Here is a 14,505-nt window from a genome sequence, read left to right on the forward strand (position 1 = left end):
TATTTTAATACTTATTCTAATAAAAATATCTTCTCAGCTGTGATTAGATTATGCCTGTGTTCATTGGCAGTGAAGGATACCGTTGTTGATGATGTTATTATGATAATTACGTTCATCGTCAGCAACAATAGCAACGTCTTTTATGTATTTATCTCATAGAGCCATAGTTATTATTGGAGTTGTAAGATGAAAAAAACGATCCGCCAAGTGACATTCGATTTATTACGTGAATTGGATATCACGACTATTTTTGGAAATCCTGGCTCGACAGAAGAAACATTCCTTAAAGATTTTCCGAGCGATTTTCGTTATATCCAAACTTTACAGGAAGCCTCAGCCGTTGCGGCAGCTGATGGTTATGCGCAAGCGACACGTAAAGTTGCTTTAGTCAACGTGCATACCTCCGCTGGACTGAGTAATGCAATGAGTAACATCTTAACGGCTTATATGAATAGAACGCCACTCATTGTCACTGCGGGTAACCAAACTCGTGAAATGTTACTTATGGAACCATGGCTGACAAATATTGAACCGGAAACCTTACCTAAACCATGGGTTAAATGGAGCTATCAACCTGCACGGGCGGAAGATGTTCCCGCGGCATTTATGCGTGCATACGCAATGGCGCTTCAACCACCGGCAGGCCCTGTTTTTTTATCGATTCCTCTGGATGATTGGGATAAAGCGGCTTTAGAAGAGCACGCCGTTGTGCGTTCTATACCACAGCGTATCGGTTATGATCCTGTACGTTTGGAAGAGTTTGCTGATGCTATCATGGCTGCCAAAAATCCGGTTTTGATTTATGGTTCAGCGATTGCTCGTGGGCAAGGATGGGATGCAGGTATCAAACTTGCTGAAAAATTAAATATCCCTGTTTGGGCCGCCCCAGCTTCAGAACGTCCTGCTTTTCCTGAGACTCATCCTCTTTATGCGGGAGGGTTACCATTTGCAATTAAACCTTTATCAGAAAAATTGCAAGGGCATGACTTAGCGGTGGTCATTGGTGCGCCTGTTTTTCGTTATTATCCTTATGTATCAGGTCATTATATTCCTGAAGGGTTACGTTTATTGCATATAACGGATGATCCTATTGAAATAGGCAGAGCGCCAGTCGGAGACAGTCTTTTAAGTGATGCAGTCTTAGCGATTGAAGGTTTAACTGAGCTTGTTAGCCCAAGAACGGCCCCATCACAAACAATTATTAAACAAACCCATAATATGGCTCCACATCCAGCAGCCGTTGAGCCAGAAACGCAGCAATCTGTATTGAGCGCGGCAGCGTTATTTCGAACCTTGAGAGCTGTTTCTCCAAAAGAAACAATCTTGGTGGAAGAATCGCCATCTAATTTAGGCGAATTACATCGTGAATGGCCGATAGAGACTCCTGATTCTTTTTATACTTTTGCGAGTGGATCTTTGGGATGGAATTTACCTGCGAGTGTCGGTATTGCTCTTGGAGAGAAGGATAGTGGTCGTAATAGGCCTGTAATGGCAATTATTGGCGATGGTTCAATGCAATATTCCATTCAAGGGCTTTGGAGTGCAGCGCAACAGCAATTACCCATTATATTTGTGATCCCTAAAAATGATGAATACGCCATTTTGAAATCATTTTCGGTATTAGAGCAAACGCCGGGAGTGCCGGGTCTTGATATCCCAGGGCTGGATATTGTTTCATTAGCGAAAGGTTATGGTTGTTCTGCCGTTAGGGCTGAAACAATAGAACAGGTTAAAGCCGCATGTGAGGACGCATTTAAGCGGCAGGGGCCTACGGTGATTGAAGTTCCTATTTTGCCTTCAATTCCCCCATTGATTTAACCAATAACAGCGTGTTTTTATGCATTAAATCTCTTAAGCTCCCTCTTAAAGTTGTTGTTTAACTTTAAGAGGGAGCTTTATTTTTGAAAAGGATGACTGAGTAAATAAATTAAATTTAAGTATAATGGCGTTATGTTATTTTTTTAAACTTAACAAAAAGTCACGATAAATAGCGATAAACTGATTTTTTTGCTCTGCAATTTGTTTAATATTTTTTGCATGTATTGCAATATGCATGAACCAGCCATTTAGTAAGTTTTTTAGCACGTCATCACTGTAATCTTTCAGCTGATGTTGTTGAATTAATTCACCGATAATTGCATTGACCCGACCTGAAGTATATTCCAGATTTATTTTTTCGAGCTCATTCCAACCAATGACAGGCATGACTTCTTGAATAGGAATAAGTGTATGATTATTAGCAATAATATAATCAAGGTAGCACTCAAAAACACGTTCTAAAGCTGACCAACTATCCATTAAATCTACGTTTGTTGTGATGTAATTATCAATAATAGTGAGTTGTTGTTTATAGCAAGCACAGAGCAGCTGCTTTTTATTTTTAAAGTGGTGATAAAAAGCACCTTTGGTTACCAAGGCTTTTGCTGAAATCTCATCGATTGAAACCGTTTGATAGCCTTTTTCTACAAATAAGATTCGTGCTGAATCTACCAGTAATTGGTGAGTGCTTTTAAAATTTTTTTGTTGCTGATTTCTATTTTCCATGATAGATATAAAAATAACATACCGACAGTATGTTAATAATATCACGATGGTATAGCCGTGACAATCTTGAAAGCATTTAGGTTATTTTATGTATATTGAACAGCACTCTCGCTATCAAAATAAAGCCAATAGCATCCAATTACGATGGGACGATGAACAGTTTCATATAACTGTTATTAAAGATGTTTTATTATGGATAGAGCATAATCTAGATCAATCTTTATTGCTTGATGATGTTGCAAATAAAGCCGGTTATACTAAGTGGTATTTTCAGCGCTTATTCAAAAAAGTGACGGGAATCACTTTAGCGGCTTATATTAGAGCTCGTCGTTTGACTAAAGCGGCTGTGGAGCTAAGGTTAACTAAAAAGACGATTTTAGAAATAGCGCTAAAATACCAATTTGATTCACAACAATCTTTTACTCGCCGATTTAAATACATTTTTAAGGTTACTCCAAGTTGTTATCGACGAAATAAATTGTGGAATTTGGATGCTATGCAGCCTCCTATTAACTTTGATATTAACTACTTAGCTATTCCGCAAATTGTTGATTGTCTACCATACACTTTATATGTTAAAGACTATCAATATTTGTCTTCACTCGATGAAGTTGGATTGTTGCATGAAAGTATCAGAGAAACATTTTGGGCTGATTTCTTTAAATCCACTAATTTAAAAATAAAAGAATGCTATGTGCTGATCGACTACCAAAAAACGGAAAAGAGGTCACACATGGTGCAGGTTTTTTATCAAATAGGATTAAAGGCAACAGATTCTATCGTTGATAAGAAAGAATTTAGGGAAATTAATTTACCAAGTGGTAAGTACGCTAAATTCTCATTTAAAGGTTCTTTAGCTGAGTATCGTGATTTTAACTTAAATCTTTACCTTTACTCGCTTCCTTCTTTAGGGTTATTTCGCCGTGAGGGGGAGGATATTGAAAAGTATATTAATCAAAAAGAAAATGTTGAATTTCCCTTAAATGACATTGAAATCGAATATTTTGTTCCTATCTATTAAGTCATCAAATCATTTTATTCTTTGTTTTTTATACACATGAGCAATCTGAGCTGTTATCAACAATCACTGTTAAAAATGAGATTATATGTCAAAAAAATTGATTAACCCTGATGCTGTTTTTAATTCATTACAGTATGGATTTAGCCAAGCGATTGAAACTCAAGGTTCACGTCAAATTTTTCTTTCAGGGCAAGTTGGCGTTGATGCAAACCAGCGTACTGTTGCAGGAGGAATGTATGAGCAAACCATCCAATCGATTGAAAATATTAAGCATGTTTTAAAAGCGGCGAACGGAACGTTAGATGATGTTGTTATGTTACGAATTTATATTAAGCAAGGTGCTGATAGCGAAGAAGAACAACAAGCGATATCTCAGGCGCTAAAAGAGAAATTCACGTCGACACCTCCTGCTTCATCATGGATTATTGTCACAGGATTATCACTACCTGAGTGGTTGATTGAAATTGAAGCACATGCAGTGCTCAATTAAAAAGGATAACCGGTAATATTTGATTATCGGTTTTTACTAATCTAAACCATAGCTAGTGATATCTCCGCCGATCATCCAATAATGATGAGTGGTGATAAATATATCGACCGGTATCTCAAAAATGGAATTTCACACTAAAGTTAAATTGCCCACCAAAACTGAATCTAACGTTTAAGATTACCCTCAAAAATAGTGTTAAATAATGAGCATTAAACAAATGGAAATGGATAAGACTATTTAGTTAATAATTTCCACTCATAAATGGAAATAATGTGTCTGCACAGTTTCTAATGATTTTCTTATTCTGAAAATGCTGTCGTTAGATTTAATGCTCATATTTTTTTGTACCAAGATATGAGGTTTGCACTGTCATTAACTTGGAAATTTATTATGTCAAATAAGTTATCTATTTGGGCGGCATCATTGATGTTTGCTAGTACTGCTGTGATAGCGTCGCCTCAATTTGCTTGGGTTGGTACATATAGCCCTAATGGGGAAGGGGTATACCGCTTTAATGTGGATAATCAAACAGGTCAATTAAGTCATAAAATATTAGCGGCTCCACTTACCAATGCAGCACAGTTGGTATTATCAAATAATGGCACAGTGCTTTATGCCGGAAGTGAAGTTGAAAAAGGTACGATTCATGCATGGAAAATCCATCAGGATGGTTCTCTGCAAGCAATAAATCAGGTTTCATCGGGGGGAGATGGCCCCGTTTATTTATCCATAACACCGGATGGCAGTCATTTATTAGTGGCTAACTATCATAGTGGTGCAATATCTGTTCTTCCTATCCGTGAAGATGGTGGCTTATTACCCGCAAGTGATGTTATTCAACATCATGGGCCAGCGGGGGCCGCATATCCTGAAGCTGCGGTTGAAGGCAGTTTTGCAATGAGTGACCATAATGGCCCTCATGCACATATGATATCAGCCGATCCCTCGGGACAATATGTCTTGACGACAGATTTAGGGTTAGATCGTATTTACCAATATAAGTTTGATGCTAAAAATGGCAAATTAATCCCTAATGACCCCCCGTATATTATGGCGTCATCTAAAGGTGCAGGTCCTCGCCACTTTATTTTTTCAAAAATAGGCGAGCGAGTTTGGTTAGTGAATGAAGAAGCCTCGACATTAACACAATATCAATTTGATAAACAAAAAGGGACATTAAAAGAAGGTTTAACTGTATCGACATTACCTGAAAATTATAAGGGAACAAATTTTATTTCAGGGATAGTTGAAAGCCGAGATGGTGAACATTTATATATTGGAAATCGTTTACATAACAGTATTGCGCATTTTAATGTCAATGCAGATGGTTCGTTAAGTCAAGCAAAACAAACGTGGACACGAGGTGATTATCCTAGAACCTTAACGTTATCTCCTGATGGCAAATATTTATATGTAATGAACCAACGTAGCGATAATATCACCCGATTTAAGGTGATGCCTAATACAGGGGAGCTTGTCTTTGTCGATGATTACCTACCTATTGGCGCGCCTTCACAAATGGTTATGAATGAGACAAAATAGCACGAGTGAGATTAATGGGTAATGCTTATGAACGTTACCCATATTATTTTTTCTGAGGAATAGCAATGTCTGGCGTAAAATTTGGTGATGAACGTTTTCGAAGTGCTACGGGAAATAATAAGCGCTTATCAAGATTTGAAATTAATGAAATTAAGCATGCTATTGAAATTGAAAACTCAAAGAGTAAACGCAAAGGTAAAAAACCAAAATTACCTCAAGTGGTGCGTTTTCACTGCGGTTGTAACTGTTTTGTGGTTAAAGTTGATTGATTGAACAGCACCCAGCTATTGCCGAGTGCTGAAAGTGATTAATGTTTAACTAATGTGGAGAAGTAATACACGAGTGGTACAGCTAAAACCCATAGGCTAATTGGGATTTCTCGCCATTTTCCAGCAACCGCTTTAATCAGAATATAAAAGAGTAACCCACCGGCAATACCGGTACCAAAGCTATTCGCGATTAACGTGATCATTACCATTAGCAAAACCGGTAAACCGTCAGTAAAGTTGGCAAGGTCGACTTTACGTAAACCACTGAACATGTTTAAACCAATCAAAATCAGTGCGGGTGCAGTGGCTTGAGCAGGGATCATTAGAGCAATGGGGGTAAATAACAGCATTAAGAAGAACATAAAGGCTGCTGCCAGTGCTGTTAAACCTGTTTTACCTCCCGCTTCCGCGGCTGCTGATGATTCGATCAAAGCCGTTGCTGCGGGAATACCAACCCAAGGCCCTAAAGCTGCGGCAATAGAATCGACAATAAAGGGACGGTTTATATTAGGCATATTGCCTTCTTTATCGAGTAAGCCTGCTTCACCGCCAACGGCAAGAGTGGTTCCCATGGTTGAAAAGAATTCGGCGGCAAAGAATACAAATAAAAAAGGAAGAAACGCAATATTCAAAGCACCAATTAAATCAACTTCACCAAATACTGGAGCAACCGAATGAGGAATACCAAAAAAGCTATCAGGTAATTTTGTCACGCCAAAAGGAATGCCAACAATGGTAGCGAAAAGTATTGCCCATAAGATAGCTCCCGGTATACGTCTAGCTTGTAATGCAATCGCTAAAAAGAAACCTGCTAATGCTACAAGTGCACCGGGTGATAAAAAGTCTCCCAACATCAACGCATTTGTTTTGGGATTAGCCAGAACTAAACCTGCATTACGAAATCCTAGAACGGCAACAAATAGGCCGATAGAGGCGGTTAATCCCAGTTTGATTGATTGAGGAACCGACCGTGTCACGACTTCACGTAAACCGAACTTTGTGAGCAAGAAAAATAAAATTCCTGACCAACAAGCAATACCTAAACCAATTTGCCAATTGATCCCTTCGCTACCTGCGAGAGTAATGCCAACCAGTACAGAGCCACCGATCCCTGGACCGACAATAAAAGGCAGATTGGCATAAAACGCCATGAGTAAGCTGGCAAGTACAAATACGATAATGGTTCCTGTTGTGGCAGCTCCTTTATCCATCCCTCCTGCGGCAAGTAGCCCAGGGATCACAACTAACAAATAGGCTGCCGCGAGGAAGCCTGTGATGCCTGCCAAAAATTCGCTTCTGATACTGCTACCACGCGAGTGCAACGCAAAACGTTTTTCTAACCAACTCCCTGATGTTGGCTTTTGAAGCATGTTGTCAGCCATTAGTTGGCTCTCCTATCATTTATTATTGTGTTTGTATTCGTGTTCATTCGATTCAATGACCGCATTAACAATTTCACGAGTCGTGCCATCGGTAAGTCCGAGATCCGTTAAATGAGGGCCTGCATTACAGGCAAGGCAAGTGCCTTCGATTGCTTTGAAAACGCGATAAGGAGGTTCCCAGTCTGCAATCTTACTACTAAGCTCACGTAACTGGCGAAACTGTTCTGCGAGTTGATGAGCAGGTAAATCTGACAACATACCCGCGATCGGCATCGCAACGTGGGCTAATACTTTCCCATCCTGAACTAATGCCATTCCACCACCGCTTTCAATCAGCAAGTTAGCAGCTTGAGCCATATCATTAGCATCACGACCGAGTACAACTAAATTATGAGAATCATGGGAGTAGCTAGTGGCAATTGCTCCTCGTAGTTCTCCCCATCCTTCTAATAATGCTATTTGTGGTTTGGCATCATGGCGACCATGGCGATGTTGAACGCGAATTAAACTAAAGCCACTCGGTAGTTGCACTTTGCCATCATTGATTTGCACATCGATTTCACCCCATTGTGTGAAACGAGCGCCTCGAATATGGCGTAAGCGAGCACTGCCATTGACGATATTTTTAATGTGTAATTGGCAGTCCTCGGCCGAGATTGGTGATAAATGCATGGTATCTCTTGGCGGGAGCACATCTTGGCTCGTGGCGAGAGGCGTTAATAATTGACCATCCTCAGAGATTTGTTGGCCTGCGACATAAACGCGTTGTGCTTTGAGTTGTTTGAGGGAGTCAAAGATGACCAGATCCGCACGGCGTCCAGCTGCAATTAAGCCTAGGTCATTACGTTGTAAACGAATGGCGGCATTTAAGGTAGCAAAACGTAAGACGTCAGTTGCTTGCATACCCTGTTCAATTAATAGGTTGAGTAAGGCAATAATGCCACCTTTTTCAATTAAAATATCTGGTGGAACATCATCAGTACATACAGTGATTTGTGATGAAAGATGCGGTAATTGCTGGAGTGCGGCAACAATTTCAGGTAATAAATACGGATGTGAGCCGCGGATCTCAAGCGTTAGCCCAGCACGCAGTTTTTCTAAGGCATCTTCTGCTGAAGTGAGCTCATGATCGGAGGTGACCCCAGCCGCTAGATATGCTTGTAAGTCGGCACCTTTTAGCCCTCTTGCATGTCCTTCAATCAACTTACCGCAATTTAAGCCAGCGTGTAAGATCTCCTCCATGCGCTCGCTGCCATGAAGTACACCAAACATATCCATTACCTCAGCGACGCCATGGATTTCAGGCCAACTCAACATCGTTGACATTTCTTTGCCCGCGAAATCAGCGCCAGACATTTCTAAGCCAGGTGTTGAAGGAACGGAAGAGGGGGCGGCAACCATAACATGTAATGGTAAATGACGGCTTGCCTCGATTGCGTAGCGAACCCCCTCTAAACCAAGTACATTCGCCAGTTCATGTGGATCCCAAAATACGGCGGTGGTTCCTTGAGTGAGAACAATTTCAGCGTAGCGTACAGGCGGAAGATGGGAGCTCTCTAGATGAACGTGAGTATCAATCAGTCCGGGAGAGATAAAATATCCGTTGAGATTATGCACTTCATTTGCATCGAGGCGACTACCTGTAGGATGAACACTGGCAATCAAAGAATCGATAATACCAATATCAGCAGGGCGAATTTCACCCGTCACCATATCAACGATATTGGCTTGTGTTAGGAGGAGATCAAAGGGAATTTCACCTTTGGCTGCTTGTATTGCGCGGCGTCTGCTGTAGTCAGTTACACTCATAAATCACCATCAATAAAAGATTATTGGTTTGTACTTTATGAGCAACGCAAACGTTTGCCAAGATGATAAAACTTATCAGATCATAAGAAAGGGTTATAATGATAATTATCCTATTGAATTCAGTTAGGCATTATATTTGTTAAATAAATATATTTAACAATACGTTACCTAAAAATAGAGTGTGTACTGATAACATGGCAGAACCTTGGCAGCGTCTACCCGCATTAACGTTAAAGCAAATACAATATTTTGTGACATTGGCTCATTTACGTCATTTTACTGATACAGCCAGTCGATTAGCGATTAGTCAGCCAGCGTTGAGTAGTGCACTGCGTCAAATTGAAAATGTTATTGGCGGTAAATTGATTAACCGTACAGCATCTTCGGTCACACTCACTGAATTGGGGGCGGCGATTTTACCGCATGCTGAACGTATTTTGAGTGTGTCGCATCGTGCTTTTAGCGATATCCAACAAATCATTGAGGAAGGGGGAGACGGTACGTTGCGTATTGGGTTAGTTCCTTCCGTTAGCTCATTATTATTTCCTAATGTTCCTACTCAGCTAAATTTACATTTTCCTCGGCTTAATGTTGAATTCTACGATAAGACAAATGATTCACTCGTTTCTCAGTTAATGAATAATGAAATCGATTTTGGCGTAGGGGTCCTTGACAGTTCAGTGCCTCGTGAACTGCAACTCTTTACATTGCAAGATGATCCTTTCGTTGCCGTTGTTCACCGCGAAGATATATTAGCAAATGGTTTTCATCTCCCTTGGAAAATGCTAAATAATCGTGATATCGCGGTATTCTCTAAGGGGAATATTCAACGTTTGGTCTTAGCGACCATCGAAAGCCATCGTTTGAAGCTAAATGTGCGTTATCAAGTCGATTATATTGAAACTCTTTATGGGCTAGTTCGTTCTAAATTAGCGGTAGCTATCCTCCCTCAGCTCTATACGGCTCACTTACGTGAGCCTGATTTGGTTGTGCTACAGTTACAACAGCCCGCACTGACACGCACTGTATCGTTGATGAGAACCAGTCAAGTATTAACGCCAATGGTCGAGTCGGCATTTATGGTATTACTCAAGACATTAAAAGATAACCCTATAAATAGTTAGTAGGTAACTGAGGAAGTGGATTCTTTGTCACTGTCTTGTGAAGCGACATAAATTAATACTAAAAGCACCGTGACAAAAAAACGAAATGCATTAGGTACACTATTCCATTGTTTAGACATCCACATTGCAAACCATTCACCACCGATAGACATAAAAAGTGTCTGCCATAATACAAAGGCGAGTGTTAGGCCAATAATAGCCATATTTTTACTCCGATTAAAAATGGCAGCACTTTTGTTTCTGTTTTGAAAAAGTCTAATTCCACCCCACCAACAAATTAAAGATGAAATAATTTCAAGCATAATAATAGTAATGTAAGCAAAATGATGAAGTATTGGGGAATCGATGGCACGATATTTAATAGTCGCATCATAAAATATTGAATCCATCGTTAAAACATGTTGTATAAAAGTAAAATTAATATTGTAATCTGTTAAGTTATTGAATGCAGATAATGAAATAAAAAAGGCTATGGCGCAAACACATAATGATTTAGAAACTCGAATTATCATATTTCCCCTTGAAAATAATTATTCTTATAATGTTTATGTCTATTTTTAAAATAGCATTTTGATATTTTATTTACGATTGTTTGTTGTCAATATCAGATGAAATGTATATTTGTATCAATGGGTTAAATAAATTATGGGAAGGTATGGAAATGAGGAATGTTTATCTGTAGATAGTTAATTGTGTGAGTAATTAAAAGTAAAAGTATCAAACATAAAAATGTACTTAAATTGAGTGCAGAGGTTTGTGTTTTATGCTGCAAAAAGAATGAATGGTGTATTTTTATTTGTTGATGGCGTATGTTATTTAGATGTTTGTAAAATCCATTTCGTTGTTAGAATAAATCATTTTAAGAGTATACTTAAAAGGTAACCAGAGTATTCTTATGTGAAATAAGCGTAGTAAACTAATAATGGTTATTAGTCCAAGATGTATTTTCTTATAGGAATAACAAAATGAATTCAAAGTTAAAGTCGTTTCTTGGCATGATCGTTATGTCTATTTTGCTGATGTTTTCTTCTATTGTCAGCGGCCAGAGTGTGATTGAGAAGAAATCACAAGCAGAAGTATTAGATTTAGTTTTTATACTCGATAAAAGTGGTTCAATGTCAGGCTTTGAATCGGATACGATTGGCGGCTTTAATAGTGTATTAACAGAAAATCGTAATAAAAAAGGGGATGTTTTTATTACGACGGTTTTGTTTAATGATAAAACCACATTACTACACAATAGAGAACCTATTAATAAGGTTTCAAATTTAACACTAGAAGACTATAAAGTAGGCAGTAACACTGCTTTGCTAGATGCGGTTGGCGATACGATTATCAAAATGCAAGAAAACCGTAAATTAACGAAGAATAATAATGTCCTGTTTGTCATTATTACTGATGGTGAAGAAAATAGTAGCCGTAAATACAGTCAAGATAAGATTAAATCGATGATTAAGTCGGCGGAGATCGAGGATAAATGGGACTTCATCTTTCTCGGTGCCAATATGGATGCCATTGTAGCCGCTGATAATATTGGTATTAGCAGGTCAAAAGCAACATCTTACGTACAAGATGATGTGGGTTACGATAAAGCTTATAAAGCGGTAAATAATGCCGTTGAGTCAAAGAAAAAAGCTGCACCAATATCAGAGGAGTGGAAAAAGGATGTTGAAGCCGATGCGATGGATCGCGCTAAAAAATAGAGTAGCAAGAGGTTAAGGCTACCAATAAGCGGTATATATACCCCCAATGAAGTTTATTGGGGGTATTTTTTGCACTAATCTTTCGTTGGGATATGGCGAAGCAATGCCTCGAGTGGCTCAACAATCGCAACCACTAATTCATCCTGTAACTCAGCACTCTTTTCTAACTGCTGAGCCATGGCTGCTTTACGGCTGGCAGTTAGGGGGGTATTGGCCGTGTAATGCTCAATTAACTCGATGCCTATTGTGGACAATTGCTCCACATTTTCAGCAACAGGCGCTAAACGTGCTAAATTGACGTTTTGCTTTATCAGCTGTTGCACCTGTGGAATGTTATTGTGCCAACGTTTTAATTTATGTGTTAACCACTGGGCAGTCACTTGATCATCGGGTTTAGCGATCAATGTATCAATATGTTGTTTAAAAGCTCTTGCTTGCGTACTTTCGGCGGGCAAAGCATCAACAAACCGGTTCAGTGGTTCGTATTGATGATATTGATTTTCACGGAATTTCAAATGGTGACGCGTATAATAATGCGCAGGCTCTACAGATTCAGATAAGATGATTAAAGGTTCAATATCAACACCATTTGCTAATCGTGTAAATTCACGCGCTGTTTGTGCGTGTTGTTGTAAACCGACAGAGAGGGTCGACCAAGCATCTGCTGCATGCAGACGACGGTACATATCATTTTCATTATTGACATCTTTTGCTGACCATAAACGCTCTGAAACCGCAAAGGCTCGTGGCCACAACTTAGTATCAATGATCGGTGCGCGAATATTTTCCGCCCATAAAGCAATTTCTCCCCCGAGAATATTCGGCATTTTATTGCTGTCAGGGGTTGTTGGTGCAATACCTTTGGGGATTGCGGTTAATTGAGAGCCTATTGTTGGATAGCGTGCATTGCCAATAATCGTGTAGCCACTCAGCTTTCCATTGGTTAATGTAACGACTGGACGAGTTTCTCCCATCCAAGTATCTACAGAAAAGCTGACTTGTTGTGGTGAGCGCCATTCAATTTTATTGATAGCTCGTCGTGATTTACCTGCAAAATCAATAAATCCACGCCAGCCATCCACTCCTTTTATTAACGTGAAGCTACCTTTTACTGGGCTGCCTTTAAGCCTTTCAATTTCAAATTGCCAACTTTGGAATTGTTCACCTTGTTTAACATTGATATCTACAGTAAATGGCTGAGGTAATATTTCATTGCGATAATGATAAGCTGCACTTTGCGATTGATCGAGATAGAAGCCCGTCGACAAGAGTCCTTTAAACCCCTCTTGAGCACTATGCCCGAGTGAGTCTTGCCCTTGCCATGATTGAATGACGATATTTTTTGATAACGTAGGATGCTGTATTTCATCCCAGCCAACCATTTTACGGTTATGATGGGTTAATATCTGTTCAAGGCTTTGATTGAAATAAGCTTGTAGCGCATGGGTATCTTTTAAATTATTTTTTCGCATGAACTCTTGAATGGATGGATTATTTTGCCATTGTGTTGGGTCGACTTCATCACCACCAATGTGGATATATTCGTCAGGGAAAATGGTGGCTAACTCACCAATGAGTGCATCGGTAAATTGATAGACGCTCTCTTGGGTTGGGTTGAGCAGGGGAGGGTGAACCCCCCAATGGCGTTGCATTTGGTATGGACCCGCGGCACTGATTAGCTCTGGATATGCAACCGCAATAGCGGAGGCATGACCTGGAAAATCAATTTCTGGTACGACACGAATACCTCGTTCTTTAGCATACTCAACAACTTGGCGCATTTGATCTTGTGTGTAATATTGACCGTCACTGGCGAGCTGTTGCAGTTTTGGATAACGAAGCGATTCAAAACGCCATCCTTGATCATCGGTTAAATGCCAATGAAATACGTTGAATTTTGCGGCTGCCATACCATCGATTTGCCGCAAGATATCGTTGATCGGAAGAAAGTGTCTCGAAGAATCCAGCATCACACCACGCCAACTAAATCTCGGATTATCATTAATGCTCAACAGTGGCACAAACGTATTTTCACCATCCGTTTGAATCAATTGCAATAAGGTTTCCATTCCTCTCATAGCACCAAAACGAGTCGCAGCTTTGATGGTGGCACCGTTATCATCGGTAATGATTTGATAGCTTTCGTCCATCTCAATAGCGGGTAATTCGGCTACTTTTTTCTCGATGAAAATTTTGATAGGTGCATGGCTATTTTTTGCTTGATGTGGCGTTAATTGCCAGCCTGTTTGGATCTCTATTCTATCGCGCCAACGACGTATCGCGTCATCTAAATCATCACCTTCAATATAAATATCGAGTTCATTATTCAGTAGCCATTTTCCATTCGCATTTTTTATTTCAATCTGCTGAGGCCAAGGCATTAAGGGCAATTCAGAGATTGATTGAGCACCACTCGGTAACGCATAAATCAGTGAAGAGATGACGATAGCAGACGTAAATTTGTTAATCATAGAGATCCCTTATTATTCGTAATAGTGAATGCTATTTTGAACACAAATAAAGCTATGAAGTCCAACTTAGTTGATGAGGAGATGACATGGCTCACACTATTTTTTTGATGCGAATTAAGTGCGGAAGGTAATATTAAATCTAGATAATTG

Annotated in this window: 12 protein-coding genes; 7 read left to right on the top strand and 5 right to left on the bottom strand. The window is 39.6% G+C overall.

What is annotated here, in order from left to right; translation table 11 throughout:
• The first annotated feature begins 186 nt into the window (after window positions 1–186).
• Window positions 187–1,818 carry a benzoylformate decarboxylase gene (gene mdlC, locus M1F03_RS05315; protein ID WP_163860795.1) on the top strand — a complete coding sequence of 544 codons (1,632 nt, stop codon included), beginning with the start codon at window positions 187–189 and terminating at the stop codon, window positions 1,816–1,818.
• A 135-nt stretch (window positions 1,819–1,953) separates the two neighbouring features.
• On the opposite strand, the gene M1F03_RS05320 is transcribed toward mdlC, so the two are convergent.
• Complete coding sequence (locus tag M1F03_RS05320) at window positions 1,954–2,544, bottom strand: TetR family transcriptional regulator (protein ID WP_163860796.1); 591 nt, start codon at window positions 2,542–2,544, stop codon at window positions 1,954–1,956.
• A gap of 88 nt (window positions 2,545–2,632) precedes the next feature.
• Here M1F03_RS05320 and M1F03_RS05325 point away from each other — a divergent pair, with 88 nt between their 5' ends.
• From M1F03_RS05325 to M1F03_RS05340, 4 genes are all read left to right on the top strand, one after another.
• Complete coding sequence (locus M1F03_RS05325; RefSeq protein WP_154623111.1) at window positions 2,633–3,565, top strand: helix-turn-helix domain-containing protein; 933 nt, start codon at window positions 2,633–2,635, stop codon at window positions 3,563–3,565.
• A gap of 85 nt (window positions 3,566–3,650) precedes the next feature.
• A complete protein-coding gene (locus tag M1F03_RS05330; protein ID WP_154623109.1) occupies window positions 3,651–4,055 on the top strand; it encodes a RidA family protein in 405 nt (134 codons plus the stop codon).
• 390 nt (window positions 4,056–4,445) lie between these two features.
• Window positions 4,446–5,597: a lactonase family protein gene (locus M1F03_RS05335; protein ID WP_375097483.1), complete on the top strand. Its 1,152-nt coding sequence runs from the start codon at window positions 4,446–4,448 to the stop codon at window positions 5,595–5,597.
• 65 nt (window positions 5,598–5,662) lie between these two features.
• On the top strand, window positions 5,663–5,866 hold the full coding sequence (locus M1F03_RS05340) for a hypothetical protein (RefSeq protein WP_163860799.1): 204 nt from the start codon (window positions 5,663–5,665) through the stop codon (window positions 5,864–5,866).
• A gap of 38 nt (window positions 5,867–5,904) precedes the next feature.
• On the opposite strand, the gene M1F03_RS05345 is transcribed toward M1F03_RS05340, so the two are convergent.
• On the bottom strand, window positions 5,905–7,248 hold the full coding sequence (locus M1F03_RS05345; protein WP_154623103.1) for an NCS2 family permease: 1,344 nt from the start codon (window positions 7,246–7,248) through the stop codon (window positions 5,905–5,907).
• A 15-nt stretch (window positions 7,249–7,263) separates the two neighbouring features.
• Complete coding sequence (locus M1F03_RS05350) at window positions 7,264–9,057, bottom strand: adenine deaminase (RefSeq protein WP_251463705.1); 1,794 nt, start codon at window positions 9,055–9,057, stop codon at window positions 7,264–7,266.
• Window positions 9,058–9,251: 194 nt separating this feature from the next.
• On the opposite strand from M1F03_RS05350, the gene M1F03_RS05355 reads away from it, so the two are divergent.
• A complete protein-coding gene (locus tag M1F03_RS05355) occupies window positions 9,252–10,181 on the top strand; it encodes a LysR family transcriptional regulator (protein WP_163860801.1) in 930 nt (309 codons plus the stop codon).
• Here the strand turns inward: M1F03_RS05355 and M1F03_RS05360 are convergent.
• Complete coding sequence (locus M1F03_RS05360) at window positions 10,178–10,693, bottom strand: DUF2165 family protein (RefSeq protein WP_251463707.1); 516 nt, start codon at window positions 10,691–10,693, stop codon at window positions 10,178–10,180. The two genes, M1F03_RS05355 and M1F03_RS05360, sit on opposite strands and share 4 nt — an antisense overlap.
• A gap of 453 nt (window positions 10,694–11,146) precedes the next feature.
• Here M1F03_RS05360 and M1F03_RS05365 point away from each other — a divergent pair, with 453 nt between their 5' ends.
• Window positions 11,147–11,884: a vWA domain-containing protein gene (locus M1F03_RS05365; protein ID WP_196713451.1), complete on the top strand. Its 738-nt coding sequence runs from the start codon at window positions 11,147–11,149 to the stop codon at window positions 11,882–11,884.
• 74 nt (window positions 11,885–11,958) lie between these two features.
• On the opposite strand, the gene M1F03_RS05370 is transcribed toward M1F03_RS05365, so the two are convergent.
• Entirely contained in the window at window positions 11,959–14,355 is a 2,397-nt protein-coding gene (locus tag M1F03_RS05370; RefSeq protein ID WP_318840096.1) for a beta-N-acetylhexosaminidase, read from the bottom strand.
• Between the last annotated feature and the right edge of the window lie 150 nt (window positions 14,356–14,505).

This window comes from Providencia sp. PROV080, from assembly GCF_033688105.1.
GTDB classification, from domain to species: domain Bacteria; phylum Pseudomonadota; class Gammaproteobacteria; order Enterobacterales; family Enterobacteriaceae; genus Providencia; species Providencia zhejiangensis.